The 26,927-nt window shown below is 72.0% G+C and carries 22 protein-coding genes and 1 pseudogene; 6 read left to right on the forward strand and 17 right to left on the reverse strand.

Translation table 11 applies throughout. The annotated features are described in order from the left end of the window. The 7 genes from KUM39_RS07245 to KUM39_RS07275 form a co-directional block, all read right to left on the reverse strand. Window positions 1-1,398: an MFS transporter gene (locus KUM39_RS07245; protein ID WP_308288066.1), complete on the reverse strand. Its 1,398-nt coding sequence runs from the start codon at window positions 1,396-1,398 to the stop codon at window positions 1-3. After that, entirely contained in the window at window positions 1,391-2,296 is a 906-nt protein-coding gene (locus tag KUM39_RS07250) for a phytanoyl-CoA dioxygenase family protein (RefSeq protein ID WP_308288067.1), read from the reverse strand. The genes KUM39_RS07245 and KUM39_RS07250 overlap by 8 nt, the downstream gene beginning before the upstream one ends. Before the next feature lie 170 nt (window positions 2,297-2,466). Then, entirely contained in the window at window positions 2,467-4,362 is a 1,896-nt protein-coding gene (locus tag KUM39_RS07255) for a carbamoyltransferase C-terminal domain-containing protein (RefSeq protein ID WP_246619728.1), read from the reverse strand. A gap of 65 nt (window positions 4,363-4,427) precedes the next feature. Then, a complete protein-coding gene (locus KUM39_RS07260; protein ID WP_217784576.1) occupies window positions 4,428-6,014 on the reverse strand; it encodes a radical SAM/SPASM domain-containing protein in 1,587 nt (528 codons plus the stop codon). A 226-nt stretch (window positions 6,015-6,240) separates the two neighbouring features. Next, on the reverse strand, window positions 6,241-6,408 hold the full coding sequence (locus tag KUM39_RS07265; protein ID WP_217784577.1) for a hypothetical protein: 168 nt from the start codon (window positions 6,406-6,408) through the stop codon (window positions 6,241-6,243). A 384-nt stretch (window positions 6,409-6,792) separates the two neighbouring features. After that, on the reverse strand, window positions 6,793-7,803 hold the full coding sequence (locus tag KUM39_RS07270) for a questin oxidase family protein (protein WP_217784578.1): 1,011 nt from the start codon (window positions 7,801-7,803) through the stop codon (window positions 6,793-6,795). A 218-nt stretch (window positions 7,804-8,021) separates the two neighbouring features. Then, window positions 8,022-8,942 (reverse strand): LysR family transcriptional regulator, encoded by a 921-nt coding sequence (locus KUM39_RS07275; RefSeq protein WP_217784579.1) that lies wholly within the window; start codon window positions 8,940-8,942, stop codon window positions 8,022-8,024. 168 nt (window positions 8,943-9,110) lie between these two features. Here KUM39_RS07275 and snpA point away from each other — a divergent pair, with 168 nt between their 5' ends. Beyond that, window positions 9,111-9,782, forward strand: coding sequence for a snapalysin (gene snpA / locus KUM39_RS07280; RefSeq protein WP_217784580.1), 672 nt, complete (start codon window positions 9,111-9,113; stop codon window positions 9,780-9,782). A 90-nt stretch (window positions 9,783-9,872) separates the two neighbouring features. On the opposite strand, the gene KUM39_RS28540 is transcribed toward snpA, so the two are convergent. After that, window positions 9,873-10,487, reverse strand: a complete 615-nt coding sequence (locus tag KUM39_RS28540) for an alpha/beta fold hydrolase (RefSeq protein WP_217784581.1) — start codon at window positions 10,485-10,487, stop codon at window positions 9,873-9,875. Window positions 10,488-10,602: 115 nt separating this feature from the next. After that, window positions 10,603-10,965, reverse strand: a complete 363-nt coding sequence (locus KUM39_RS07290) for a hypothetical protein (protein ID WP_217784582.1) — start codon at window positions 10,963-10,965, stop codon at window positions 10,603-10,605. A 341-nt stretch (window positions 10,966-11,306) separates the two neighbouring features. Here KUM39_RS07290 and KUM39_RS07295 point away from each other — a divergent pair. From KUM39_RS07295 to KUM39_RS07310, 4 genes and pseudogenes are all read left to right on the forward strand, one after another. Next, window positions 11,307-11,963: pseudogene (locus tag KUM39_RS07295) on the forward strand (response regulator transcription factor); the annotation flags it as partial. Window positions 11,964-12,211: 248 nt separating this feature from the next. Beyond that, window positions 12,212-13,642, forward strand: coding sequence for a sensor histidine kinase (locus tag KUM39_RS07300; RefSeq protein ID WP_217784583.1), 1,431 nt, complete (start codon window positions 12,212-12,214; stop codon window positions 13,640-13,642). 88 nt (window positions 13,643-13,730) lie between these two features. Next, on the forward strand, window positions 13,731-14,189 hold the full coding sequence (locus KUM39_RS07305) for a hypothetical protein (RefSeq protein WP_217784584.1): 459 nt from the start codon (window positions 13,731-13,733) through the stop codon (window positions 14,187-14,189). Continuing rightward, window positions 14,189-14,422: a hypothetical protein gene (locus KUM39_RS07310; RefSeq protein ID WP_217784585.1), complete on the forward strand. Its 234-nt coding sequence runs from the start codon at window positions 14,189-14,191 to the stop codon at window positions 14,420-14,422. Before KUM39_RS07305 ends, KUM39_RS07310 begins: the two co-directional genes overlap by 1 nt. Window positions 14,423-14,565: 143 nt before the next feature. Here the strand turns inward: KUM39_RS07310 and KUM39_RS07315 are convergent, their stop codons facing one another. From KUM39_RS07315 to KUM39_RS07340, 6 genes are all read right to left on the reverse strand, one after another. Next, complete coding sequence (locus tag KUM39_RS07315) at window positions 14,566-16,458, reverse strand: phospholipase C (protein ID WP_217784586.1); 1,893 nt, start codon at window positions 16,456-16,458, stop codon at window positions 14,566-14,568. Between the two features lie 274 nt (window positions 16,459-16,732). Then, window positions 16,733-17,962 (reverse strand): iron uptake transporter deferrochelatase/peroxidase subunit, encoded by a 1,230-nt coding sequence (gene efeB / locus KUM39_RS07320; RefSeq protein ID WP_217784587.1) that lies wholly within the window; start codon window positions 17,960-17,962, stop codon window positions 16,733-16,735. Further along, complete coding sequence (locus KUM39_RS07325; RefSeq protein ID WP_217784588.1) at window positions 17,959-19,125, reverse strand: EfeM/EfeO family lipoprotein; 1,167 nt, start codon at window positions 19,123-19,125, stop codon at window positions 17,959-17,961. The genes efeB and KUM39_RS07325 overlap by 4 nt, the downstream gene beginning before the upstream one ends. Window positions 19,126-19,441: 316 nt before the next feature. Further along, entirely contained in the window at window positions 19,442-20,329 is an 888-nt protein-coding gene (gene bla, locus KUM39_RS07330) for a class A beta-lactamase (RefSeq protein ID WP_217784589.1), read from the reverse strand. 150 nt (window positions 20,330-20,479) lie between these two features. Then, the gene (locus tag KUM39_RS07335) at window positions 20,480-21,655 is read right to left on the reverse strand and encodes an anhydro-N-acetylmuramic acid kinase (RefSeq protein WP_217784590.1); all 1,176 of its coding nucleotides are present in this window, start codon (window positions 21,653-21,655) and stop codon (window positions 20,480-20,482) included. Between the two features lie 209 nt (window positions 21,656-21,864). Next, window positions 21,865-23,451 (reverse strand): sodium:solute symporter, encoded by a 1,587-nt coding sequence (locus tag KUM39_RS07340; protein ID WP_217784591.1) that lies wholly within the window; start codon window positions 23,449-23,451, stop codon window positions 21,865-21,867. Window positions 23,452-23,643: 192 nt separating this feature from the next. On the opposite strand from KUM39_RS07340, the gene KUM39_RS07345 reads away from it, so the two are divergent. Next, a complete protein-coding gene (locus tag KUM39_RS07345) occupies window positions 23,644-24,594 on the forward strand; it encodes a MurR/RpiR family transcriptional regulator (protein ID WP_217784592.1) in 951 nt (316 codons plus the stop codon). A gap of 18 nt (window positions 24,595-24,612) precedes the next feature. On the opposite strand, the gene KUM39_RS07350 is transcribed toward KUM39_RS07345, so the two are convergent. Both KUM39_RS07350 and KUM39_RS07355 read right to left on the reverse strand, forming a co-directional pair. Beyond that, a complete protein-coding gene (locus KUM39_RS07350) occupies window positions 24,613-25,167 on the reverse strand; it encodes a L,D-transpeptidase family protein (RefSeq protein ID WP_308288068.1) in 555 nt (184 codons plus the stop codon). A gap of 480 nt (window positions 25,168-25,647) precedes the next feature. After that, window positions 25,648-26,514 carry an alpha/beta fold hydrolase gene (locus KUM39_RS07355; protein ID WP_217784593.1) on the reverse strand — a complete coding sequence of 289 codons (867 nt, stop codon included), beginning with the start codon at window positions 26,512-26,514 and terminating at the stop codon, window positions 25,648-25,650. Window positions 26,515-26,927: the final 413 nt, after the last annotated feature.

Raw genomic sequence — 26,927 nt, forward strand, 5'->3', positions numbered from 1 at the left:
TCACCCCTTGTCGGGAAGGTCGGTCTGGGGACGAGGCCGCGCTCCGGCGGGCGGATCGGACCGCCCGCCGTCCCGCAGCGGAGCGAGGAGGAAGACGGCGCCCAGCGCGAGGACCGCGCCGCTCACCACGAACACGGCCGGGATGGACAGGACTTCGGCGAGGAGACCGCCCAGCAGCGCGCCGACCGGCATCGTGCCCCAGGCGCACAGCCGGGACACGCTCATCACCCGGCCCTGGAGAGCCTCCGGCGTGAGGCGCTGGCGCAGCGACATGACCGGGATGTTCCAGCCCATCATGAACACCCCGTTGACGGCGAGCGCCAGCGCCGCGAGCACCGGCCGCTGCACCAGCCCCAGCAGGACGTACGCGCCGCCCGACGCCACCAGCGACCAGCGGGCCAGCCGTACCGTCGGAACCCGGTCGGCGGCGCGCGGCGCCAGCCAGCTGCCCGCGACGGCCCCCAGCGAACCGGCGGCCAGCAGCAGCCCGTACCCGGTCCCGCTCAGCCCCAGGGTGCGGTCGCTGAGCAGGACCAGCATGGAGAACGTCGCGGAGAACACCAGGCCGTACAGCGCGCTCGCGGCGAGGGTGAGACGCAGGGTGCGGTGGCGCAGCACGAAGGAGACGCCCTCGCGGATGTCCCGCAGAACACCGGCGCGCAGCTTCTCCACCCCGGCACATGTGCCCCCGGCCCCGGCCCCGGTCCCGTCCCGTGGACTCTCCGCCCCGTCCCGCGCTCCCTCGACCCCGGTCCGCGCCGCCTCGGCCCCACCCCGTGTCCCCGTGCCCCCGGCCGCGAGGGGCGCCAGCCCGAGGAGCAGCAGGGCCGCCACCGCGTACAGCGCCCCGCCCGCCGCCAGCGCGGCAGCAGCCGTGAGCCCGGCGAGCAGACCGGCCAACGGCGGTCCGGCCGTCTCGTTGAGTACGATCTGCGCCGCCGACAGCCGCCCGTTGGCCCGTTCCAGGTGCCGCTGGTCCACCAGACGCGGCAGCATCGCGGGCGCCGCCGTGTCCGCCAGGGTCTCGGCGATGCCCAGCAGGAACGCCAGCGCGTAGAGCAGCGCCAGCGGCCGGTGATCGGCCAGGACGAGGACGGCGCCGAGCAGCGCCGCCGCCCGGACCGCGTTGGCGCCGAGGACGATCCGGCGCCGGTCCACGCGGTCCACGAGGACACCGGCGGGCAGCGCGAACAGCAGCCAGGGCAGCATGTTGACGGCGGTCAGGCCCGCGACCGCCGCCGGGTCGGGATGGTGCGCGACCACCAGCAGCGGCAGCAGCGTCCTGGTGATGCCGTCGCCCGCGTTGGACGCGGCGGCCGAGGCCCACAGCCAGCGGAAGGGGCGGCCCAGGTCCGCCCGTCCCGCCGTGCCGGTGCCCGGCGAGGTCGTGCTAGCCACCCACGACGCCTTCCCCGTGCCAGTCCCGCATCCCCAGCAGCCGCTCGCCCAGCCCGGTCAGCCGCGCCGGGCCGTACAGGTCGGCCTCCGCCTTGCGGACCCCGCCCTCCGGCGGGTGCGGCGGCACCCGGTCCCGCCAGAACCGGACGCGGTTCTCGCGCAGTTCGGTGTGCTCCTCCCAGGCCGGTGCCATCGTCAGGTACTGCGCCATCCGCACCCGGTCCTCGGAGACGTTCGGGTGCACCCCGTGCGGGAGCAGGCTGTTGAAGATGATCAGGTCACCGGGCGCCACCTCGGGCGTGGTGATCGAGTGGCCGGTGATGTCCGGGGTGAACGGATCGCGGTCCTCGGGCTGTCCGGCGACCCACTTCTCCCACTCGGTGAAGATCTCCGGCACGCACTGGAAGCCGCCGATCTCCTCGTTCCCGTGGGTCAGCGACAGCACCGCCTGGCAGCTCACCGGCAGCGGATCGCCGGAGGTGTCCACGTCCCAGTGCACGAACCCCTCGAAGGCCCGCGTGCCCCGGTTGGGCGGATTGACGTTGGCGAAGTCGATCGTCACCCACAGCTCGTCCTGGTCCCAGACGTCCGCGAACGCCTCGTACACGCGGGGCGTCTGCCGTACGTCCCACTGCGCCTGGTGGTTGTACATCTCCACCAGCCCGCTGTGGCCGGGCAGCCGGTCGTTGCCGGTGTGCGGGGAGGTCCAGGTGGCCGGGTCGTCGGGCCGCATGTCGAGGAACGAGCAGAGCCCCCCGGTGAGCGCCGCGACCGTCTCGGGCGCGACCGCCTGCCGGACGACCACGAAACCACGGGTGGTCCAGTGCTCCCAGTCGGCGGGGGACAGCACCCGCAGGGGCTGCGTCTTGCGGATGTCGCGGAGTTGGGTGGCGGGCACGTGCACTCTCCAGGGGACGACGCCTGCTAAGGATTGGGGGACGAGGGGCGAACCCGGCACCGGCTTTTTCGGCCATTTCCCCGCCGGCCGGACCGGGAGGCTCCCGGGGGCCGCGCGGAGGGGGCGGCTCCACGGACGGAAGGGAGTCGCTGCCGGACGGACCTGATCAACTACGCGATGATCAGGCGGTGTTCGGGCAGGACGATAGCGTCCAGTTCCGTCCCGGTCAGCAACTCCAGTGCCTCGTCCAGGTCGTTGAGGATGGGGCGACCGCCTCCGTTGGCGCTGGTGTTGATGAGCACGGGCAGCCCGGTGCGGTCACCGACCGCGCGGCACAGCCGGTGCAGCAGCGGCTGCGTGTCCGCGCGTACCGTCTGCAGCCGGGCGGTGCCGTCGATGTGCCGTGCCTCCGCGAGCCGTTCGGCCGCCTCGGGCCGCACCCGCACCGCGAACAGCATGCTCTCGGCGTGGTCCAGCGGCCCGGAGAACCAGTGGTCCGCGACCTCCTCGGGGCAGATCGGCGCGACCGGCCGGAACCACTCGCGCTGCTTGATGGTCTGCGAGACGTACCGCCGGGCGCCGCTCCAGTGCGCCGACACCAGCAGCGAACGGTGCCCGAGCGCACGCGGCCCGGTCTCCATACCGCCCTCCAGCCAGGCCACGCACTTCTGCTCGGCGAGGAGTTCGGCCACGGAGCGGACGAACTCCTCCTCGTCCGAGGCGTACCGCGCGCCCAGCCCGAGCGCGGCCAGCCTGTCCCGCAGCCCCGTACGCCCGGCCGCCGCGAGGTCCCCGGCGGCCGGGCCGTCGGCGTCGAGGCCCTCCAACGGATCTCCGGAATAGGCGAGTTGCGCCCAGCCCGAGCGACCGGCCAGCGGCGGGCGGTCCGCCGGGTCGGCCACCGCCAGCGCCGCGCCCAGAGCGATCCCCGAGTCGTCGCAGCACGTCGGCACCGACACACGGGTGAACTGCCCCGACTCCACCAGACAGCTGTTGGCGGTGATGTTGAGGGCGCAGCCGCCCGCGTAGCAGAGCGTGGAGTAACTCGGGAAGCGGCGGCTGATTCCGGTCGCCAGCCGGGTCAAGTCCCGTTCCACGGCGGCCTGGAGGGTCGCGGCGAGGTCCCGGCAGCCCCGGTCCTCCGGTGAGGTGCCCACCACGATCGTCCGGCCGTCCGCCGTCCGGATCGCCTCGGGGAAGATGGAGCCGAACGAGTGCACCACGTCGTCGTCGGAGGAGTCCGCGAGCCCCACGTCCAGGTAGCCGCCGGTGACCGGGTCGTACTCCCACCAGGAACCGGCGTAGCACAGCGCCGACCCCGTCAGCCCGGCCTCGTCCAGCGGCTCGTAGAGATCCGGCGAGGCCCGCCGGGTGGCCTGCGGGATCAGCATCGCCCGCAGGACGGGCAGCAGCGCCGGGTCCGGCTCGCCGGTGGCCGTCAGCCCCAGCAGCTTGCCGGTGTCGAACTGGCTGCCGTGCACCCGGCGGGCCAGCGCCTCGTAGACCAGCCCGAAGCGCGGACCGCCGCGATTGGTGAACGACATCACCGGGGTCAGCTGGTCGCCGTCACCGAGGCAGACCATGCCGCACTCGGCGTAGTTCCCGGTGCCGTCCAGCGCGAGCACCAGGGCCTTACGGGCACCGGAGGTGTAGTACGCGAGCGCGCAGTGCGCGTAGTGGTGGCGCACGGCGGTCAGCGTGATGTCGCCGAGGGCGTCGGCGAGCGGCCAGCCCACCGGCTTGATCACCCGCGTGACCGCGTCCGCGAGACCGGTCCCGCCGGTCGCCGTCCAGCGCGCGTCCTCGCCCACCAGCTCGACCAGCGCGGGCGGCAGCACCTCGCACACCGGGGTGTACCAGTCCGCCACCGCCACCCGCGTCACCGGACTGACCGCCCGCTCCCGCAGCTCCGCCAGCCAGTCGGCGGCCTCCCGCGCGAACCCGCTGTTGCCGCCGCACACATGGCGCAGCCCCAGCCGCCGTTCGGCCTCCACGACCCGGTACCCGCCCGCGTCGGTGAGGGCGGCGCCCGCGTCGTGGCCGAAGTGCACACCGATCGTTGCCATGAGGAGAAGTGATCCTTTCCGAGCCCTGGGACGACGACGGGGACACGCTCACACCGGGGCGGTCCTCACGCCGGGGCGGCGAGGCTCTGCGCGTGGTGCCGCTCCAGCAGCCCCTGCACCACCTCGCGCATGTAGGCGCAGTAGCCGGGCGACATCAGCTGGATCGAGCCGTTCTCCTCCTCCAGCGCGCCCGCCGAGCCGCCCGAGCAGGTGCCCTGCAGCTCGCAGCCCTGGCAGCCGGGCCCGTTGGTGTAGGCGCGCATGCCGTAGTCCTGGTACGCGGGGGAGGCGAAGATGCCCCGCCAGTCCTCGATGGTGCCGAGCATCCGGGCGGTCGCCTTGCACGCGAAGACGCTGCCGTTCGGCTCGATGGAGAGCTGCCTGCCGACCGCCGGGCACGTCTTGTAGTCGGCCTGCTCGGCCCACTTAGCCTCGTCGATGATCATCTGGAAGGTCTGGTACCAGTACCCGCTGAGCTGCACGCCCCGCGCACGCCCGTAGTCCACCGCGTCCAGCAGCCGCCGCGCCACGTCGCGCGGGCTGTGCCGCTCGAAGAACTCCTTCGCCTGGAACGACACGATGACGTCGAGCGAGTCGATCCCCGCCTCCGCGACGAAGTCGATCAGCGGGTTGCCCCACTTGTCCCACGTGTACTGCGAGAGCACGGAGGTGATGCTGACCGGGACCCCGGCAGCCTTCATGTCCAGGATCGCCTTGCGGACCACCGCCCACGGGGTGCGCTGCTGCTGCCCGCCCCGGAACTCGCCGGTCTCCGGGACCAGGTAGTCGATGGAGACCGTGGTGTCCACCCGGTGCTCCGCGAGCGCCCGCATCAGCTCGTCGTCGATCCGCGAGCCGTTGCTCGTCAGGTCGTACGACAGCGTGACGCCGTCGTGGCTGTCCCCGAAGGTGCGCAGCACGTGCAGGATGGTGCCCCGCGCGAGGGTGGGCTCACCGCCGAAGAACGACACCGTGAGGTGGCCGCCGCCGTTCGCCTTGCGCAGCGCGATGGCCTCCTGGATGGTCTTCTCCGCCACCTCCCGCGACATGTGCATCGACGGGTTGCGGCCGGAGTCCGAGCCGTGGTTCCAGTCGCCCTGGGCGAGCGTCGGCCCCGAGTCCTGCCGCGCCGGTGCCTCCCCCTCGTCCCGCGAGCGGCGCAGCTCCACCAGCACCGGGCCCGGCTTCACCGACTCGCCGGAGGTGTTCCGCTCCTCCACACCGCCGTCGAAGTTGTACGCGAAGCAGCCCTGGCAGGAGAAGTTGCACGCGTTGGTCAGCACCAGCTGGATCGAGGAGTGGAACACCCCGGTGTCCAGCACGTTCTGCCGGCTCTCCAGCAGGCCGTCGATCTCGTGCGCCTCGTCGTGCCCCGCCTCGACCAGGAACCTGGCCTCCAGCAGATCCCGCAGCGACTCCTCGTCCACCCGCTCGCGCAGCCGGTCCGCGGTCATCCCGCCGGACGCGTCCCGCAGGAGCTCCACGATGTCCCTGTCGATGAGCCGCGCATTTCCGTACAGCGAATGAAAGGCCATCGTCCGCTCGTCGTCCCCGAAGGAATCGAGCCGCCCCCCGAAAGACGTGAAATCCCGGTCGTCCGAGGCACGCAGGGTGCGGACGTAACGCGAGGACTGGTACACCGAATTCTGCATACTGAAGACTTCTCCCTGCGTCTCACGGCTTTTCGACACGGCGGACGGTCTGCTTGCGACACGGTGGGCGGCGTACGGTTTCGCGGGCCTCTCCGGGACGGCGCCCGGGAAAACGGAAGGTGCCGTCGCGGAGGGCGTTGGACGCGGACCGACCCCGGCCGGGGGTACGGTCCGCGCGACAGCCCGGAGCCCGGCCGACCGGCCGAACCCCGAACAGCCTCAGCGGCTAGGCCGAGGTGGACTCTTTCCGCTGCTCGGCCGGGGCGGTGTCGGCCTCCGCCCGCGCGCGCACCGGCGTGATCGTCGGCGCGTTGCCCTTGTCCGGAGAGACGAACGCGCACGGCCGCGACGACGCGGTGACCGCAGGTCGGGCGACCTTCTTGACTTCGGCCATGTGGCCTCCTCGATAGGTGCGGGACACAACGCGTTCCACTGAAGCAGAGGAGAACACGGCCGATAAGACTTCATCCGGACACGCTGGGAATCAGGGGTGCCGAATGGTTTGCGCAATGGAATTGATCTTCCATTGAACGCCGGTCGCCGGTCCGGACTGCCAATATCGCGGCAGTATTTCCTTGATCGCGGGCGGCGGGGGAGAGGGCGTCGATCTTCGTATGACCGGAGCCGCGATGAAAACCGGCCACATGGCGTAACCGGAGCGCACCATTACGGCCCCGACCTTGGCGCGACTTGAGGGGAGCGCGAGCTTCGCCCGACCGCGCGCCGGAACGGACCGCCCCCGCACGCCCCACCCCGCACGCCCCCGTCCGGCCTTCCATCAGAACAGCGGCTCGCTCAACTCCACCGCTCGCCGCACCGACACCAGCGCCGCCGCGTCCCCCACGCCGAGCGCGGTGTCCGCCAGCTTGAGCACATGCTCGTCACCGTGCGCCAGCGCCCGCGCGAACACCTCGTCCGGATCGAGCGCACCGGGCGGCGCGTACACCACGGGCGAGCGGGGCGCGTACATCGCCGTCACCGCCGCCGACGCCGTCCAGGCCGCCCGCAGACTCGGCACCCACAGGGCGCGCGGCAACGCGGGCAGCGTACGCAGCACGGCAGCCGGTGCCGTCGCCGCGTGGACGAGCATCGTCTCCTCACCGTGCCCGTGGGTGGCGTATCGGTGCGTCGCCGCCCGCACCAGCTCGGCCAGCCGCAGCCGCGCCTCGTCGGGACCGGTGACCGACTCCGGCCACACCGGCAACCCCGTCAACAGCCCGGTCCGCGCCGCGAATGCGCCCTCCGGCGCCACGAGCGGCGGTACGGCGTCCAGCGCGGCGGACGCCCCGGCCGCACCCGGCAGTGGGGCGAGCGTGCCGACCGGCCGGTGGCGCGCGGCCCAGTACCCCAGGGCGTGCGCCAGTTCCGCCAGCCGGGGCGCGGTGGGGTCCTCGGCCAGCAGGGTCCGCACGGCGTGGCCCGTGCGGATCACCGGATGCGTGGACCCGCCGAACAGGCCGGGCAGCAGCCGGGGCCACCACCGCGCCAGCACGTCCCGCCAGGGGTGTGCGCCGATCTCCCGGCCGAAGTGGTCCGTCCAGTCCATGACCCGGCGCGGTTCCCCCAGCGCCCGGCGCCAGTTGTCCGCCGTGACCGCTTCGACCCGCGCGGGCGGCTCCTCCAGCTTCGGCGCGTACCGGTCGATCCACCGGTGCACCGACTCCGCCCGCCCGCGCGCCACCAGGGCCTCCACCACCATCGGCGCATGGTTGATGAGCCGCCCCAGCCGCTCCGGGCCGTAGGTGTGCAGACGCTGGAGCGCTTCGTCGAGGTGTCCCGTGGTCGTCATGCCGGGACGGTAGAAGAGCGGCCGGGCCGGGTGTAACGGGCTTCAGGACCAGGTGAGTCGGGACATCCGGCGGAACCGGTGGGACCGGGGACGTAGGCCAGGAACGGAAGGGTGCTCTCCCCGAGGGCGTACCGGCCGGAGCGCGTCGGCGGGAGAGCGCGAACGGGGACCGGCGCCATCGGCCCGCCTTTCGTGCGAAGGTCTCCCGCCGCCGGGCCTCACACGCCCGCGGCCACCCGCCTCTCCTCCGGCGAGCGCCGCACGATCTCCCGGTACGACGTGACCAACGGCCCGTACACCGCGTCGAGTTCGCTCTCCGAGCGGGCGGCGATCAGCAGGCGGACGCCCAGGGGATCACCGGCCAGGGGGCGGACGGCCACGTCGGCGCGGTCGCGGGCGGTGGGCTGGCAGACCGTGACGACCTCGCCGCTGGCGACCAGGGTCGTCGTGGTGAGGTAGTCGCCGTGCACGACGCGCGGTGCGAGGCCCGCGCGGCGCAGCATGCGGTGCACGGCGTCCCACTCGCCGTCCACCGTGGAGTCGATCATCCACCGGTCCTCGGCCACGTCCACGAGCTTCACCTCGGACGCCGACGCGGCGGGATGGTCGCGGGGCAACGCGATGCACTGCGGCTCGCGTTCCACCAGCACCCTGGAGACCAGCCCTTGCGGCATCCGCAGCGGTGAGTCCTCCACCTCGTGCACGAACGCGATGTCCAACTGGTCCTCCGCCACCATGCCCAGCAGCGTGTTGGCGGAGACGTCTATCTGGAGCGTGGGGCGGCTCGGTATCTCCGTCGCCCCACGGAGTCTTCGCATCCAGCCGGGCAGGGCCGGGCTCGCGGTCGCGCCGACCCGCAGTTCCGCGCTCTGGTCCGCCTCCGCCCGAGCCTCCAGCACCAGCGTCCCCATGTCCGCGATCAGCGGCCTGGCTCTCGCCAGCACCGCCCGCCCGAGGCGCGTCGGACGACAGCCCGTACGCTCCCGGTGGAACAGACGGCCCCCCAGCAACCGCTCGATCCGCACGAGCTGGCTGCTCAACGACGGCTGGGTCTGGCTCAGTTGACGAGCGGCCTTGTGCAAGCTCCCGTGTTCGGCCACCGCACACACCATGCGCAGGTGCCTGATCTCAAGCTCCATGACGTGATCCTAGGAGCGCTTTCGGCGGACCCGCAGCATGTGCGCTGGTCAGATGTGGTGGAGTCCTGGTGATAACGCGATGTTGTCGCTCTTTGTGGTCATCACAGCCGTGCCGGAGGTCCTCAATACTCACGGACAGCGACTTCCCCCCACACAAAGGAGTCACTGATGCGACTGCGTACCTCGCGCACCCTGTCCGCCGCGGCGCTCGGCCTGGCCCTCACCGGCCTCGGTGCCGTCCCGGCCGTCGCCGCCCCGGCCTCCGCCGCGCCGACGGCCGCCACCCAGCACGCCTGGACCGCCTACGACGGCTCCCAGCAGGAGGGCGCCGCCAACCAGGCCTTCTTGAAGGCCGTTCTGAAGTCGGTCGCGGAGAAGCGCGCGGCCCACCCGGACGCCGCGGCCGCGGTGACCATCACCTACGACCCCTCGGGCGCCCCGAGCTTCCAGTCCCAGATAGCCAACGCGGCCTCGGTCTGGAACTCCTCCGTCTCCAACGTCAAGCTGTCGGCCGGGGGTTCGGGCTCGGACTTCAGCTACCGCGAGGGCAACGACTCGCGCGGCTCGTACGCGTCCACCGACGGGCACGGCTCCGGGTTCGTCTTCCTGGACTACGCGCAGAACGAGGAGTACAGCTCCAACCGCGTCGTCGCCCACGAGACCGGCCACGTGCTCGGCCTCCCGGACGACTACTCGGGCCCCTGCGGCGAGCTGATGTCCGGCGGCGGCCCCGGCACCTCCTGCACCAACGACCGCCCCAACTCCACCGAGATCTCCGAGGTCAACTCCCTCTGGGCGAACGGCATCGCGGGCGCCATGAAGGCCGCGAACATCCGCTGACACCGGCGGACGTGACCTGACACGGAACGGCGGCGGCACCCCCCACGGTGCCGCCGCCGTCCCACGTCCTGCCGCCCGGCCGCCGGACCCTCACCCCCGGCCGAGGAACGCCGTGACGATCCGGAGGAACTCCTCCGGCGCCGCCCGGTGCACCAGATGCCCCACCGGAACCGTCACCAGCCGCGCGTCGGGAATCAGCTCCGCCAGCTCGGCCACCCCTTCCTGCGGCACATGGCTCCCCGGACCACCGCCGATCACCAGCGACGTGGCGGTGACACGCGCCAGCCCCTCCCGCCACGCGGCCTCCGGCCGGTCGAGCTGCCCGCGCACGGCGACGACCATGTCCCAGTCGAAGTCCAACTCCCCCTCGGGGCGCACCAGTACGCCCGCCTCGCGGGGCCTCGGCGCCGGTACGTCCTCCAGCGCCAGCCGCCGTACCCGCCCCGGCCGCTCCTGCGCGACCAGACACGCGACGAACCCGCCCAGCGAATGCCCCACCAGATCCACCCGCGCGAGCCCCTGCACGTCCAGGAACCCCAGCACGTCGTCCCGCATGAGTTCGAGCGAGTAGGTTTCCGCCCGGCCGCTGCGCCCGTGCCCCCGCAGATCGAGGGCGTACACCCGCCGGTCACGCGCCAGCGCGGGCGCGATCCCGTCCCAGTCGGCCCCGGACTCCCCGAGCGCGTGCAACAGAACGAGCGGCACGCCCCCGTCCGCCCCCTAGATCCGACAGGCGAGCGACACCCCTCCAACTCCCGGCTTCAGGTCATCGTTCACCCCGGCAGCGTACGACCACGGCACCGCCCCGCGGGCGGCCCCCTCACACCCCGGACCGAGCGTTTCGGACCTGCCGGAAATCGACGTACGCCAACCCGACCACCAGCAACGGCGTCACGGACCACAACAGCCCCGTCCGTACCACCCCCCGCGTCAGCCAGGCGATCAGCAGCACCACGACCGCGCCCCCGAGAAACCCCGCGAACTGCCGGTACGAAGCGAAGGAGCCGTACGCGCCGCCCGTCGGACCGTCCTCGTCCAGCACCGCCCCCACCGGCCGCGCCATCCCACGCCGTCGAGCATCCCGCCACGCGAACACCCACCGCCCGACGGCATACAGCACGACCAGCCCGGCAAGCGCGAGAGCCTCCACGAGCGTGCGGGGCGATTCCGGGGCTGCGGTCATGGCGTAGGTGTTCCCCCTTTCGGCGAAACCTACCGATCAAGCGGGCAACCCGGCCGGAGGGCCCACACAGCCGACCCGCTCGCCCCGCCACCGACGCCCCTCACCTCCGTGCGCTCCGGCAGAGCCCACCCGGTACGGCCCCCGGGCGCACCGCGTACGCCCCCGGTCCCGCCCCGTGCGGCCCGGCCGCCCCGACTCCGGCTCCCCACGCCCCCGGACGTACCCTGTCCCGACGACGAGGAGGGCGCATGAACAACCCCGCGCACCCCGATGCGCACCCCAGAGCGGCCCCCGGCGCACCCGCCGGGACGCACCCCGCCGCGTCCCCGGGCGCCGTACTCGTGGTGGACGACGACGCGGCGATCCGCCGCTCCCTGGAACGCGGCCTGAGACTGGGCGGGTTCGAGGTCCGCACCGCCGCGGACGGCCCCGAGGCGCTCGCCTCCCTCGACCGCGCCCGGACCGACGTCCTGGTCCTCGACGTGTCGATGCCCGGCATGAGCGGCATCGAGGTGTGCACCCGGCTCCGCGCCACCGGCTCCGACCTGCCCGTCCTGATGCTCTCCGCCCTCGACGAGACCGCCGACCGCATCGCGGGCCTCCAGGCGGGCGGCGACGACTACCTCGTCAAACCCTTCGCGCTGCAAGAACTCGTCCTCCGCCTGCACGCCCTGCTCCGCCGCCGTCCCCCGGCCGCCGACCGGGACCTCCTGCGCGTCGCGGGCCTCACCATCGACCCGGCCGCCCGTACCGCCGCCCGCGACGGCAGCCCCCTGGACCTGACCCGGCGCGAGTTCGAACTCCTCGAAGTCCTCGCCCGCAACGCCGGACTCGTACTGACCCGCGACCAACTCCTCGACCGGGTCTGGGGATACGACTTCGACGTGCGCACCGACACCGTGGACACCTTCGTCAGCTACCTGCGCCGCAAACTGGAGACCGGTGGCCGCCCCCGCCTCGTCCACACCGTGCGCGGAGTCGGCTTCGTCCTCAGGGAGGCGTCGGCCTCGGGCGAGGCACCCACGGTCCGGGACGCGACCACCCACGGAGGAGCGGCCGTCGGGGGACGAGCGTCCGCCCCGGCCGAGGCCCCCGCTCCCGGGCAGCCCACCACCCACGCGGAAGCCCCCGTCACCGGGACACCCCGCCTCCCCGGCCAGCCATCCCTCCCCGGCCAGCCATCCCTGCCCGGTCAACGACCCCGGCCCGCCCAGCCACCCACCCCCAGGCAAGCACCGGACACCCCGTGAGACTCTCCACCCGCGTAGGCATAGCCGTCGGCACGACCGCCCCCCTCCTGGTCCTCGCCTCCGGCTGGCTGCTGCTGCACCTCGTCGGCCACGACCTGCACCGCGCCGAGGACCAGCACCTGCGGCAGCGGGCCGCCGCCGTCGCCCCCGACGCCCGTCAACTGCTGCGCGCCTCCCGCAACGGGCGGCCCAAAGCCGCCGACCTCAGGGAACGCAAGCTGTTCGACGCGGCTCTCGACGTGGGCGTACGCGTCGTCGCCCCCGGCGTGGATTTCACCGGCGGCCCCCAGCCCGGTCCGGCCGTCGCGCTCCCCGAGCATCCCACCGGCACGGTCGCCGTACACGACGGCAACCGCACCTGGCGCGCTCTCGCCCGCCTGCTCGGCGACGGCTCCGGCACCCTGTGGGTGTTCGCCCCCGACACCGCCGACCGCGCCCAACTCCAGCTCGTCCGGCGCCGCGTGGTGCTCACCGCACTGCTCGCCGCCCCCGTCTCCGGCCTGCTCGCCTGGGGACTCGCCGCCGGGGCGAGCGCCCCGCTGCGCCGCCTCACCCGACGCACCGCCGGACTGGACCCCCGTACCAAGGGCAGCGGCACCCGCCCCGACGAGCGCCGCACCGGCGTCACCGAGGTGGACGAACTCGCCGCCACCCTGCGCACCGTCCTCGCCCGCTACGACGAGCAGGCCGCCCGCACCGCCGAGGCGCTGGACACCGCCCGTTCCTTCTCCTCGGCCGCCGCGCACGAACTGCGGACCCCGCTGATGAGCATGGGCACCAACCTCGACATCCTCGCCGCCCACCCCGGCCTGCCCGACCCCGACCGCGCGGAGGTCGTCACCGACCTGCGCCACGAACACGCCCGTATGCGGGGCCTGTTGGCGATGCTCCGCGACCTCGGACGAGGTGACCTCGTGGAGGCGGAGGCGCTGCGCGACGTGGACCTCGCGGACCTCGCCGACACCGCCGTCGCCGAAGCCCGCCGCCACGCGCCGGACGCCGTGATCACCCTCACCGCGCCCCCCGGTCTGACCGTGCACGGCTGGGAACCGGGCCTGCGGCTGCTCCTGGACAACCTCCTCGCCAACGCCCTCGCCCACGGCCGCGACACCGAGGGCCGCGCCCATATTGAGCTGACCGCGCGCGAGACCGCCGACGGCATCCACCTCACCGTGGACGACACCGGCCCCGGCGTCCCGCCCGCCGACCGTGCCCGCGTCTTCGACCGCTTCCGGCGGGGCCCCGGAAGCGCGGGTTCCGGCCTCGGTCTCACCCTCGTCGCCCAGCAGGCCGCGCTGCACCGGGGGAGCGTCAGCGTCGGGGACACCCCGCACGGCACCGGCGCCCGCTTCACCGTACGACTGCCGTCCGGCGGGGGAGACCTGCCCGGACACCGCGACTGGCTCATCGGAGTCACCCGGACATAACGGTCACAGAGTTTCCCCAGAGAACGCCCCTAACCTCCCGGTCACGGACGGCCGCACGGCCGCCCGGAACAAGTGAACGGAGAGGCAGATGTACGTACGACGACGCACGCGCACGCTGCTCGCGGGGCTCGCCGTGACCGCGGTCGTGGCCGGCACCGCGGGAACGGCGTCCGCCGCCGACACCACGTCCGGTACGAAACCGGCGGGCGACGGCGCCCACGCGCTGTGCAAGCGGGTCCCGAAGATCGACCGGCGGATCGACCGCGCCCTCAAGCGGCTCGACGCGGGCACCGCCCGGCGCGGCTCGGTGGACCGCCTGCAGAAGCGCGTGGACAACGCCAAGAAGGCCGGTCACACCGCCGTCGCCACCTACCTCCAGAACCGCCTGGACTTCCGCACGTCCCTGCGCACCAACCTGAAGCAGCGGCAGAAGGACCTGTCGTCCGTCAAGACATGGTGCTCCGCCAACGACAACGGCGCCAAGGACAAGGGTGCCAAGAACAACGGCACGGGGAGCGACGGCGCCGAGAAGAAGGCGGGAAGCTGATGCACGCGGTGCGCCGCGCCGCGCTCGCGACGGCCGCGCTCACCGCCCTGCTGGCGCTCACCGCGGGCTGCGCCCAGCACGACGCCCCGTCCACCCCGGCCGGGCCGAGCGCAACCCCGTCCGCCCCCTCCGCCGCGCCCTCGGGCCTCGCGGACATGGAGAAGAAGGTGGACGCGGCGGAGTCCGCCGCCTCGGCGGCCGACCGGGACGCCACCAGCGACGCCGACCGCTGACCGGGGCCGGTACCCGCGACGCGTGCGGGGAGCGCCCACAATGAGCGCTCCCCGCAAGCCCGTCCACCCCGGCCGCACACGCCGACGGGCGCCGCCACCCGTGACGGCGCCCATCGGTGTACGCGGGTTCGGAGGCGTACCGCTCAGACGGCGACGGTGCCCGCGCCCCGCCCGCGACGGCGGTACAGCAGGAACCCGCCGACCGCCGCGCCCGCCGCGACGACACCCGCGCCCGCCGCGACCCGAGCCGCCGGGAAGGAAGCGCCGTCCGCGAGGTGCTGCGCCTTCAGGTCCGCCGCGTAGGGCGGGTACACGCCGTGCGCGGAGGCGTACGTCGCGGTGTGCGGGGCGTGGCCCGGCAGCGGCTTCACCGACTTCACCGAACCGTCCCGGTTCAGCAGCACCTGCCGGTCGTTGGGGTGCCGGAAGTCGAACATGCCGTTCAGGCTGCCCGCCCGCCGGTCGAAGGAACCGTCACCGACCCGCGCCGTGCCCCAGTTGCTCTCGATGAACCGGGTGATGGACGCCTGCTCGGTCGGCGTGTGGTCCACCGCGTTGACCTTGCTGTACGGCGACACGACCAGCAGCGGCTGCCGGGTGCCCGGACCGCACCGGTCCGCGTAGCCCCCCGTCGCGGCGGGACCGGACTGGCAGGCGGGGGAGTCCGTGGCCTTGCCGTTGGAACCGGCCGCCGAGTCCTTGGAGCCGTTCAGCACCTTGGACGTGACGTGGTCGTACCAGCCGTCGGAGTCGTCGTACGCGACCACGACCGCCGTGGACCTCCACTCCGGGGACTGCTGGAGCGCGTTGATCTCGTCCACCAGGAAGTGCTGCTCGTCCGTCGGGTCCGAGTAGGCGGCGTGGCCGTCCTGGTACTCGGGCGCCTTCAGGAAGCTGACCGCCGGAAGGCGGCCCGCCTTCAGCGCGGCACCGAAGTCGGAGAGGTCGTAGTTGTGGTTGGCACGGCCCGCGTGCCCGATCTCCGCCACGTTCTTCGGCGCGAGGTGGTGCGGGTTCGACGTGGACCTGTAGTACTGGAACGGCGAGTGGTGCGGGCTGTAGTCCACCGCCGAGGCACCGCCCACGTTGGTGTGCGCGGTGTCGCACTTGGCGTAGTCGCCCTGCTTGCCGTCCCACGGGGTGCTGGGCCGGAACCCGCCCTGGAACCAGCCCCAGCTCACGCCCTTGGCGTTGAGCAGGTCACCGATGTTGCGGCCCTGGAGCGCGGCCAGCGCGTTGGTGGCCGTGTGGTCCTTGTCCGAGCAGTCGTCGTACGCCGGGTCCGGGTCGTTGACGACCGTGCCGACCCCCTGGGCGTCGGGGGAGACCACCGTGTACGGGTCCGGCGTCTTCGTCCGCACCGGGTGCTCCGTGCCGGACGCCGGGTCCATCGACACCACACCGTGCGTCTGACCCGAGACCAGGTTCAGCGCGCCCGGCGTGGACGGCCCGTAGACCGAGCTGAAGGAGTGGTCGTTCAGCGCGTAGTGCTGGGCGTAGTTCCACAGACCGGTGACCGTGTTGCCGTCGTAGTAGTCCATGACCAGCCCCGGCTCGCCGAACAGGCCGCCGCTGCACTTGCTGACCTCGGTGTTCTCGACGTACCGGTCGGCCCTGCCGCCGTCCGCCGCGTACTGCTCCGGGCCGTAGGAGTGGTTCTGGTCGCAGGTCATCGCCTGCGAACTCGCCAGCCGCTTCGGCGTGTACAGGTTCGGGTTCTTCTTCAGCAGGCCCGCGTTCAGCAGATTGTCCGCCTTCGGGGTGCCCTTGGCGGCCCTGAACGGCGTGCCGTCCGTGTTCGCCGCCTGCGGGTAGGTGCCGAAGTAGTGGTCGAACGACACGTTCTCGTCGTACAGCACGACCAGATGCTTGATCGGGGTCGCGGTGCGCGGGGCGCCCTGACCGTGCCCGTGCCCGGAGAGCGCCGACGCGGGCACCGTGCCACCAGCCGCCGCGGCCAGGGCGGCGGCCCCGAGCAGGGTCCCTATCCGTGCGATCCGGCGGCGCCCGCCGGAGGATGCTGCTGTGCCGATCATGCTGTCTCGCCTTCCGAGAACACCGGGTTTTCCGTGGCCGTGACGTCCGTCCACGGCGTTCACGCGGCATCCTGCGCGAGAGCGACGGCCGCCCGGCGGAGGCACGGTGGCCCCGGGGCGAACGGCAGGTCAGGAGATTCTCATCAGATTTTGGCCAACTCTTGACACCGTCCCGCCAAAACCGGCCACCCCGCGACGAAGCCCCACGGGCCACCCGTGCCGAAACCCCGCCCCCGCCGATCGTCCCACCACGCCCGTCGCCCGGACGGGCACCTCACCCCAGCAGCCCGCGCCCCAGCCAGTCCGACCCGTCCCGCACCCCCGGCAGCGCGAAGAAGTACCCCCCGCCGAACGGACTGATGTAGTCCACCAGCGGCTCACCGGCCAGCCGCTTCTGCACGCTCTCGAACTGCCGCTCCAGATCCTGCTGGTAGCAGCAGAACATCAGCCCCATGTCGAGGTTCCCGTTCGCGTCCACACCCCGGTCGTAGTTGTACGCCCGCCGCAGGATGCGCTGATCGGCTGTGGCCGCCGTACGCGGATTAGACAGCCGGATGTGACTGTCCAGCGGGATGATGTCGCCCTTCGGGTCCTGCGGATAGTTGGGTACGTCCCGCTCGTGCCGCCCGTCCAGTGGCGCCCCGGTGTCGCGGGCCCGCCCGAACATCCGCTCCTGCTCCGTGATGGACACCCGGTCCCAGAACTCGACCAGCATCCGGATCAGCCGGACCACCTGGTAGCTGCCGCCCACCGCCCACCCGGGCTCACCGCTGCCCGCACCCACCCAGACCAGCCGGTCCATCTCCCGCGCGTCCCGCACGTCCGGGTTGGCGATGCCGTCCTTGAACCCCAGGTGGTTGCGCGGCGTACCCGACGGCCGGGGCGGGGAGACGAACCCGTCCATCCGCCACCGCACCTGCATCCCGCCCCGCGTGTGCCGGGTGACGTCCCGCAGCGCGTGCAGCACCGCGTCCGTGTTCTCCGCGCAGAACTGCACACTCAGGTCACCGTGGCACCAGGCGTCGTCCAGATCGTCGTCCGGGAACGACGGCATCGCCTTCAGCCGGTGCGGCCTGCGCGCCGCCAGCCCGTACCGCCCGTCGAACAGCGAGGCACCCACCCCGACCGTCACGGTCAGCCGGTCCGCCGCGCCGTCCGGGCCCAGCGTCCCCGAGTCGGCGGGCGGCGCCGTGATACCCAGCTCGTCCGGTGTCCCGCCCGCCGTGAGCAGCCGCGCCCGCTCGGTCACCGTCCGCAGCAGATCGGCCAGTTCGGCCCGGTTCTCCGCCGTCGTGTCGAACGACACGAATGCCGTGGCCCGCTGCGGGGGCGTCACCACCCCCGCCTGACGCACGCCCTCGAACGCCACGGAGGCGTCCCCCGGCCCGCCCGAGGACTGCGCCGCCGACGCGGCCCCCCGCTCGGCGGCGACCAGCCCGCCCCCGGCCACGGCCGCCGCACCCGCCAGAAAACCACGACGTCCGACCTTGCCGACGCGCTTCACGAGGTCCTCCGAATATCGGTCAGGGCGGCCACATCCGCGAGCCGCTCCACGAGTTCGCCGAGATCGGCGTCGGTCTTCTCACGCCGCGCACGGGACAGCTTGTCCAGCGGCGTCCACGTACCGCCCCGCCGGAAGGAGTCCAGCAACCGCGCCGACCGGCCCAGCCACGTGTCGATACCGGGCAGCCCGGTCGCCCGGCCCTTCAGCAGGGGCCGCAGATAGCCGAGCAGCACCCGCGTCCCCTCCAGGTTGGCCCGCGCGGTCGCCAGATTCGACCCGCTGCCGTAGTCCGTACGGCCCGTCAGCTCGAACTGCACCGTGTTCTCCAGGATCTCGTGCGCCCGCAGCCCGGTGTCCAGCGGGTCCATCCGCTCCCCGGACCAACGGTCCCGCAGCGCGCGCACCGCCGCGTCGAGACGGTCGGCGGGCCTGCGCAGACCGCCCGCCGACTCCCCGTGCCACAGCCCGTACTCCACCCGGTGGAACCCCGTGAACCCGGCATCGCGCACCCCACCGGCCAGCCCCGCCGTCGTCCCGTTGATCTCCCCGTCGGCGTCCCCGAACGTGCCGTACGCGGCGCCCATCTCCTCGTACACCAGATGAGCGGGCAGCCAGGCGGCCCGCGCCGCCCCCAGGTCACCCCGGTCCACGGCCGCCTTCAGCACGTCGGTCTTCCGCGCCAGCTCCACGGTCCGCGTCCCGACCCACTTCTGATAGGCGAGCGTCGGCGGAATAAGGTCCTGCTGCGTCACCGGCAGCGCGGCCGGGCCGCCCTCCGCCCTCGCCCCGGTGACGCGCACCGTCGGCCCGGTCACCGCGTCCGCGTCGTCCGGCAGACACTTGAAGGCGTACGACCCGTTCCCCAACGTCACCCGCAACGGCCGCTCGGTACCCGGCCCCAGCCCCTCCACCTCGCCGTACACCGCCCCGGTGCGTGCGTCGGTCAGATACACCTCGGCCGCCACATCGGTCGTGTTGCGCAGATCGAACACCTGCCGCCCCGGCACCGGACGCGACCAGCCCATCCCGCAGGCCGACAGCGCCACGTCGATCGCGGTGTGCCGGAGCCCGTCCCGGGCCACCGGCGCCCTCCCGGCACCACCGGACGAGCACCCCGTCACCAGCACCCCGGCGGCCAGCACGGCCACCGCCACGGATCTCACACCGGAACGACGGCGGACGGCGGCCCGGCCGAGAGACGGGCGGGGAACGGATATCGGACCGGGTTCGGCGTCACGCACAGCGTCGGACACGCCAAGCCTCCAGAAGGTCGTACGAACGAGGCGGCGCCGCTGATCCTAAGCAGCCCCGACCCGCCCGACCGGCCCCCTGACCCTTTCCTGACCAGCGCGGTGCCGAGAATTCCCCACCGGTTCACCCAGCCGTTCCACCGGAACCCACCCCACGGAGACCGTCACCCCAGCACCGAGACGGCGCCCCCAACCCAGCCCCCACAGAAACCGTCAGCCCCCAACCACCTCACCCCAGCACGCCCGCCAACACCGACGCCGCCCCCGCCACCAGCCCGTCATCGGGAACCGCGTCCGCCACCAGCCGCGTACTCAGAACCGACAACACCACCGGCGCACCCGAGGGAGTGACGGCGACCCCGACATCGTTCGCGGTGCCGTACTCCCCGGTCCCCGTCTTGTCGGCCAGCACCCAGTCACCGGGCAGCCCGGCCCGGAACCGCGCCCCACTGGTCGTGTTCGCCAGCATCCACCCCCGCAGCAACGCCCGGTCGGCGGGGGAGAGCACCCGCCCCAGCACCAGCCGCGCATACGTGGTCCCGATGGCCCAAGGTGTCGTGACGTCCGTCCGGCGCCACGGCTCGGCACTGTTCAGCTCCGGCTCCAGGCGGTCCAGCCGCGTCACCGGATCACCTACGGAGCGCGCGAACCGAGTGACCGCCCCCGGCCCACCGACCATCCCGAGCAGCAGATTCGCGGCGGTGTTGTCGCTGTACGAGACGGCGGCCCCGCACAACTCCGCGACCGTCATCCCCCGCGCGAGATTCTCCGGCCTCCCGGTCACCGGCGCGCCGCCCGCCCGCCGAACGTCCTCGATGCCGTAGTACACCCGCCGCCCCAGTACGCCCGGCCCCAGATCCCGCAGCACGGCCCCCACGGCGAGCACCTTGAACGTCGAGCACAGCGGAAAGAGCTCACCCCCGCGGTACCCGACCCGCACCCCACTGCGGACGTTCCACCCGAACACTCCGAGCCGCGCCCCGTGCTCCCGCTCCAACGCGACGAACCGGGCACCCACCCCCTCGGCCGCCCGCGCGTTCCCACCGGTGAGGAACGACGCCCCGGAGACGGCGACGGCCCCCGAGGCAGCCAGCAGAGCACGACGTGAGGTGAGCACAACGACACCAGACCCTTCGTAGCCGAAGGAGAAAGCCTGCGCCCGCACGGCACCGGGTAAACCACCGCACCTGCCACCCCGGCCGACGCCCAGGCCCCCGTCCGCAACCTCGACCGACGCTCAGCCTCCGTCGTCCACTCCGCCCGGCGCTCAGCTCTCGCCCACGACCCGCAACGCCCGAGGCCCCCGCTCCACCGGCTCAGGCAACCGCAGCCCCCCACGCCCCGGCGTGATGTTCCCCAGCACACTGGCATGCCGAGCCCCCGTCCCCGAGGGAAGCGCCCCCGGCAACCCGTGCACGGTCAGGAACCCCAGCACCGCGAACGCCAGCGCCTCCTTGGCATCGGAGGGCAGCCCCAACTCGTCGCTGGGACGCAGCACCACACCGGGCAGCTCCGCGCGCAGCATCCCCATCAGCACCGGATTCCGCGTACCACCGCCGGACACGACGAGACCCGTCACCCCCAGCCCCCGGCAGGCGTCCGCGACCGTCACCGCCGTCAACCGGGTCAGCGTGGCCAGCACGTCATCGACCCCGGCGCCCGGAAAACCCTCCAACGCCCGCAACAGATACGGCAGATGGAAATGCTCCTTGCCGGTGCTCTTGGGGGCGCCCCTGCGGTAGTACGGCTCGTCGAGCAGCGCCTCCAGCAGGCCCGCGTGGACCCGCCCCGCCCCCGCCCGACGACCGTCCTTGTCGTACGCCTCCGCACCCCCGGTGAAGTGCCGTACCGCCGCGTCCAGCAGCGCGTTCGCCGGACCGGTGTCGAACGCCAGCGGCTCGGACCCCGGCGCGACCACCGTCACGTTGGCGATCCCCCCGAGATTCAGCGCGGCCGGAACACCGGCCAGCCCCCGCAACAACAGCACGTCCGTCATCGCCACCAACGGCGCGCCCTGCCCGCCCGCGGCGACGTCCCGGCTCCGCAGATCCGACACGACCGGCACCCCGGTGGCCTCCGCGATCCAGGCGGGCTGCCCGAGCTGCAACGTCCCCCGTACGACACCGTCCTCGACCCAGTGATGCATGGTCTGCCCGTGCGACACGACCAGATCCGCCGTGCCCCCGCACACCTCACGCACCGCCCGCACAGCCGCCCCCGCGAACGCCTGCCCCACCCCGGTGTCCAGCGCGCACACGTCCCCCGTCGTCGTGGACGCCGGAGGCAGCGTCGCGCCGATCAGCGCGCGCAGCTCGTCAGCGTACGGCACGGACAGATGCCCGAGCGTCCGCATCACCAGCACGTCCCCGTCGAACGAGAGGTCGGCGGCAGCCACCTCGATGGCGTCGTACGACGTCCCCGACATCAAACCGATCACACGCATGCGCGCCGCTCCCAACGAACCACACGGAACAACGGACCACACAGGCCCACGGAACAACGGACCACAGAGCCACGGACCGCAGGGCCACAGCCCACAGAGCCACGGACCGCGCAGGCCCCACAACTACGGAACCGCACGAACAGAAGCCGGAACCGCCCTCCCGAAGCGCCCTCTCGAAGCGGCCCCGGCACCAGCGGCCCCGGCACCGATCATTCCCGCCCGCTCCCGGCGACGACCCGCCCCCGTCCGGAACCACCCTCGGCCCCGCCACCATCCGCCCCGGACGGCGCACCGCCCACCCCGTCCGGCACCCGGTGGAACAGACTCGCCACCCCACCGACCACCAGCGTGACCACCACCCCGATCGGCACGAGCCACTGCGCCGCGATGGCCGTCGGCACACTCGCCCCGCCCACCGGCACATCGATCTTCACCACACGCACCACGTACGTCATCACGGCCACCGTCACCAGGAACGCGAGGACGGAATCCGTCTGGTTCGCCCGCCGCACCAACCGCCCCAGCAGGAACGCCCCGAGCAGCGCCCCGTAGGTGTACCCCGCGATGGTCAGACCCGTCAGATACACGTTGCCCGTGCTCGTGCTGAACGCACACGCGAACACCGCCATCAGCACCGCCCACACCAGCGTCATCACCCGCGCCAGCTTCAGCAGCGACTCCTCCGACGGCCTGGACCGGAAGAAGCTGTGAAGGATGTCCGCCACCGTCGAGTTCGACATCGAGTTCAGCGCCGACGACAACGACCCCATCGCCGCACCGAGAATCCCGGCCACCAGCAGCCCCGAGACGACCACAGGCAGCCCGTGCAGGATGAAGCTCGGGTACAGATTGTCCGCACTGGCCAGCCCCAGCTCCTGGAAGGACTTCCCCTGGTTGTACGACCAGAGCAGCGCCCCGACCAGTGAGAACGCGGCGAACTGCAGCGTGACGAACACACCGGAGGCGATCATCGCCTTCTGCCCGTCCCGCAGAGACCGCGTCGCCAGGATGCGCTGCACGATCAGCTGGTCCGATCCGTGACTCGCCATGGCGAAGATGGCACCGCCGACGATCGCCGTCGGCAGCGCGAACGGACTGGTCAGCACATGCGCGAGCCCGAAGTCCGTGTCGAACAGCTTGAACTGCCCGGCGTGCAGCGCCCGCGAGAACCCGTCGCCCCCCACATGCCCGGACAGCACCGTGATCGTCAGCACCGCCCCACCCACATACAGCCCCATCTGAATGGCGTCGGTCCAGATGACCGCCTTGATGCCGCCGAGATAGGTGTAGACGACGGTGATGACGGTCAGCACCACGATGATCACCCGGTACCCCGCGTGCACCCCGAACTCGTCCAGCAGCAGCTTGATCGGAATCGCGGAAGCGAACAGCCGCACCCCCTCCGCCAGCAGCCGCGTGAACACGAACGTCACCGACGCCAGCCCCTGCAACTTCAGCCCGAACCGGTCACCCAGGTACTGGTACGCGCTGACGAACCCGCCCCGCTTGTACAGCGGGATCAGCACCGTCGCCACGACCACCCGCCCGACGACATACCCCAGCGCCAGCTCGACGTTCCCGAACCCCTGCCCGCTGTACGCACCACCGGGCACGCTGATCACGGTGAGCACACTGGTCTCGGTGGCCACCACCGAGAACGACACCGTCCACCAGGGCATATGGCCCTCGCCGACGAAATAGTCCTTCGACGTCTTCTGCCGCCCTGCCAGCCGCAGTCCGATCACGGCGATCGCCACCAGATAGACGACGACCACCACGAGGTCGAGTTGGCGCACAGTCACTCCTGAACGACAGCCGGGCGTACGCACACGGTCGCCGTGGTTGATGGACACGGACCAAGTGCAGCGAGTATCGGAAGGCGAACGTCCGCATGTCAACAAGTAACTTCACGAAACAGAGAACGTAACTTTTTGACGCACCCGCCCGCCCCGCATAATCTGACGGCCACCCCGCAGGAGGGAACGCGCATGCCACCCAGACCCCCGACCGGCACTCCCGGCCCCACCCCCCGGGACACCGAAGCCCCAGACGCCGACGCCCTCGCCCGCATCCGCGCCGCCCTCCCCGCCCTGCCCCCCTCCGAACGCCGGGTCGCCGAAACCGTCCTCACCGACCCCGCCCAGGCCGCCGAACTCTCCATCAGCGCCCTCGCCGAACGCGCGACCACCTCCGTCGCCACCGTCATGCGCTTCTGCCGCACCACGAAATTCGAGAACTACCCCCGCCTCCGCCTCGCCCTCGCCGCCGCAGCCGCCCGCGAGGACGCCCGCGCCAGCGGCGAACGCCCCGCCCCCGGCACCGACATCAGCGCCACCGACCCCCTCGACGAGATCGTGCGCAAGATCGTGTACAACGAGGTCCGCGCCCTGGAGGACAGCGGAGCCGCACTCGACATCACGGCACTCGGCCACGCCGTGGACGCCGTCGCGGCAGCCCGGCGCATCGACATCTTCGGCGTCGGCGCCAGCGCCTTCGTCGGCCAGGACCTCCACCAGAAACTGCACCGCATAGGCCGTACGGCCTTCATCTGGACCGACCGCCACGCCGCCCTCACGGCAGCGGCCCTCCTCGGCCCCGCCGACGTCGCCCTCGCCATCTCCCACTCCGGTGAGACCGAGGACACGATCGAGCCCCTCCAGGCCGCAGCCGAACGAGGGGCCACCACGATCGCCCTCACCAACGTCCCCACGTCCACCCTGGCCACACAGGCGGACCTCACCCTCACCACCCGCGCCCGCGAAACCCCGTTCCGCTCCGGCGCAACCGTCAGCAGAATCGCCCAACTCGCCCTCATCGACTGCCTGTTCGTCGGAGTGGCCCAACGCTCCTACGACGAGACGACCGCCGCCCTCCAGAAGACCTACCAAGCCGTCCAGCAACGCAGGCGCCCCCCGGCCCCCCGCCGCCCGACCACCTGAGACCCCCCGCTCACCACCTCAGGACGCCAACCGCTCCCGGTCACCCATCACGATCACCGGACGCGCGGCCGGGTCCAGCGTCCGCAGCAGCGTCTTCATCCCGGCCTCCGGCACCGTCACACACGCCGACGTGCCGTCCCCGTGGTCCATGTGCAGCCAGATCCCGCCCCCCTTCTCCACCCCGTCCGGCCGACTCCAGTCGAACGGTGCCACACCCCGCAGCCGGTTGTAGTCGATGGCGATGACGTAATCGAAGTCGTGCGCGTGCTCCTCCTCCGGCAGCAGCATCGTCGAATACGCGTTGTCGTCGTACCAGTACGGCAGCCGACTCCCCGGGTCCGCCAACGACCCACCCGCGTCCGTCAGACCGAACACCCCCACCGGACTGCGGTCGTCGTCCAGCCGATGATCGGTCGTCCAGCCCAGCTTCCCGTTGTGCGCCGGCCAGCTCGCCGTACGCTCCCACGTCGCACCCTGCTTCTGATACAGGACGGCAAGCCCCTCCGCCGAATCCCGCTCGTCCCCGTACACCACCACGGCCTGCCGGGTCGAAGCCGGAACCTGCTTCCACAACCGGTCCCCGACCCCCGGAAGCCGATCACCCACCTTGGACCGAGCCGCGGCCGAGGCCGCCCCCGGCGCCCCACCCGGAGTCTTCCGCTCCACTGACGGAGCACACGCCGACGACACCGCCAGCAACATCCCACACGCCACCACCGCCCCGATGGCATGCCGCACCCGCCCCCACCGCACACCCCGAGACCCGGCCAGTTTCTCTTCGCGTATCTGCATGCCCAAAACCCTGCGACCACGCCGCGCCCTCCGCACCCGGACAGAGCATGTGGCGTAACCCACCACCCCACCGAAGGGCTGCCCGCTCCCGCCACATCGCCCGACAACCCCAACCACCGCGAAAGCCGCGCACACTCCCCGAGGCACAACCCCGAACGCCACCGGAAGAACAACTCAAAGGTAAATGAGGTCAGTTGACGGCATTTCATGGAGTAGCGGACAAAGAGAGCGATGGCGCGGGAATCGTTGCCGAGCATCCTGTCACAGGACGCTCGTCAGCTCGTCGAACATGCGCTCTGTGTGCTTCAGGACGGACACATGCCCTTCGTTGGGCCTGAAGCCGAAAATGGCTCCCGGAATGTGCTTGGCCAGCCATTGGCCGTGGGGGCCTGGGACCAGCAGATCTTCGTCACCCTGCCACACGAAGACGGGTACCCGAATGTCCTTCGGTGTGAACCCCCAGGGCCGGGAGAAGGCCAGTAGATCGTCTAGCCACCCGTCAATGCCCGAGGCCAGACCGCCTTGGAAGGCGTCGATCATGTCCTCGCCGAGTTCACCTTCGAAGGCAGACTGGTCGGCTGGGGAGAGCATGCTCCTCACGGCCTCGCCCAGAACGTCCCGGCCGGCAGCGCCCAGTGCCGCAGCCATACTCTCAAGGGCGGGGCGCAGGGCTCCCTCCCCCGCAAAGGCGAGTTCCCACTGCTGGCGGCTGGCTTCACCCCGTCCCGCCTGGAAGTCCAGGTCTGGTTGGTCGCTGGGACCCACTCCGGCGATGGTGAGGACCGCAGCGACTCGTTCTGGCATGGCCTGGGCTGCCGCCAACGCGTGCGGTCCGCCTCCGGAAAGGCCGACCATGACCGTCTGGGACAGGCCGAGCCGGTCCATGATCTCTTCCGTGTCGTTGGCGGCGTCAGCAACCGACCGGCCCGGCGCGCGCGACGACCCGCCGTAACCGGGACGGGCGTACGACACCACACGCAGCCCTCGCGCGTGGGCCTCCCGCTCGATGCCGCGCGGAGCCAGGCCGGCACCCGGGGTCATGGAGTGATAGATGAGCGGAAATCCGTTCTCCGGGCCGGAAACGGTCACCTCGACCAGTCGGCCGTCATTCAACGTGATGGTGCTCATGGGGCTGTGCCCTTCGGAAGATCCAATGAATGCTGCTCGGTAGTACTGCCAAAGATGACCGCACACCTACGGTCATCACGTATGTCCGGGAGCTCTGGGTTCAACGAAGCTCATGATGGGGTGCGCACAGCGGGTGGGCGAGAAGCATGCCGGAGCTTGCGTCGGCCTACCGCCTTCGTGCTGGCCATGTCCTCCAGCGATCGGACGTCAGCATTCATTTTGATGGTATGGAGGTGTGTGTGCTGTCTTTTGTGGGAGTCAGATATTTCCTGGGCTCAGCCCGCAAAACGTGCCTTGTCTGTAGGTGCCGGAATTCACGGAGTGAATTTCTTGAGGGTGTGTCACGGAGTGACGCGCCCTCGGGGTTCGATTCGCGGAGCGGATCGCAGGGCCGGAACGGAGTTCCGGCCATT

It is taken from the genome of Streptomyces corallincola (assembly GCF_019104725.1).
Classification (GTDB): Bacteria; Actinomycetota; Actinomycetes; order Streptomycetales; family Streptomycetaceae; genus Streptomyces; species Streptomyces corallincola.

Bases quoted from the DNA above. Each gene is read 5' to 3' on its own strand.
- KUM39_RS07255 (WP_246619728.1), bottom strand. From the start codon at position 4,362: ATGGCAACGATCGGTGTGCACTTCGGCCACGACGCGGGCGCCGCCCTC.
- KUM39_RS07260 (WP_217784576.1), bottom strand. From the start codon at position 6,014: ATGCAGAATTCGGTGTACCAGTCCTCGCGTTACGTCCGCACCCTGCGT.
- KUM39_RS07265 (WP_217784577.1), bottom strand. From the start codon at position 6,408: ATGGCCGAAGTCAAGAAGGTCGCCCGACCTGCGGTCACCGCGTCGTCG.
- KUM39_RS07270 (WP_217784578.1), bottom strand. From the start codon at position 7,803: ATGACGACCACGGGACACCTCGACGAAGCGCTCCAGCGTCTGCACACC.
- KUM39_RS07275 (WP_217784579.1), bottom strand. From the start codon at position 8,942: ATGGAGCTTGAGATCAGGCACCTGCGCATGGTGTGTGCGGTGGCCGAA.
- snpA (WP_217784580.1), top strand. From the start codon at position 9,111: ATGCGACTGCGTACCTCGCGCACCCTGTCCGCCGCGGCGCTCGGCCTG.
- KUM39_RS07290 (WP_217784582.1), bottom strand. From the start codon at position 10,965: ATGACCGCAGCCCCGGAATCGCCCCGCACGCTCGTGGAGGCTCTCGCG.
- KUM39_RS07305 (WP_217784584.1), top strand. From the start codon at position 13,731: ATGTACGTACGACGACGCACGCGCACGCTGCTCGCGGGGCTCGCCGTG.
- KUM39_RS07310 (WP_217784585.1), top strand. From the start codon at position 14,189: ATGCACGCGGTGCGCCGCGCCGCGCTCGCGACGGCCGCGCTCACCGCC.
- KUM39_RS07315 (WP_217784586.1), bottom strand. From the start codon at position 16,458: ATGATCGGCACAGCAGCATCCTCCGGCGGGCGCCGCCGGATCGCACGG.
- KUM39_RS07335 (WP_217784590.1), bottom strand. From the start codon at position 21,655: ATGCGTGTGATCGGTTTGATGTCGGGGACGTCGTACGACGCCATCGAG.
- KUM39_RS07345 (WP_217784592.1), top strand. From the start codon at position 23,644: ATGCCACCCAGACCCCCGACCGGCACTCCCGGCCCCACCCCCCGGGAC.
- KUM39_RS07355 (WP_217784593.1), bottom strand. From the start codon at position 26,514: ATGAGCACCATCACGTTGAATGACGGCCGACTGGTCGAGGTGACCGTT.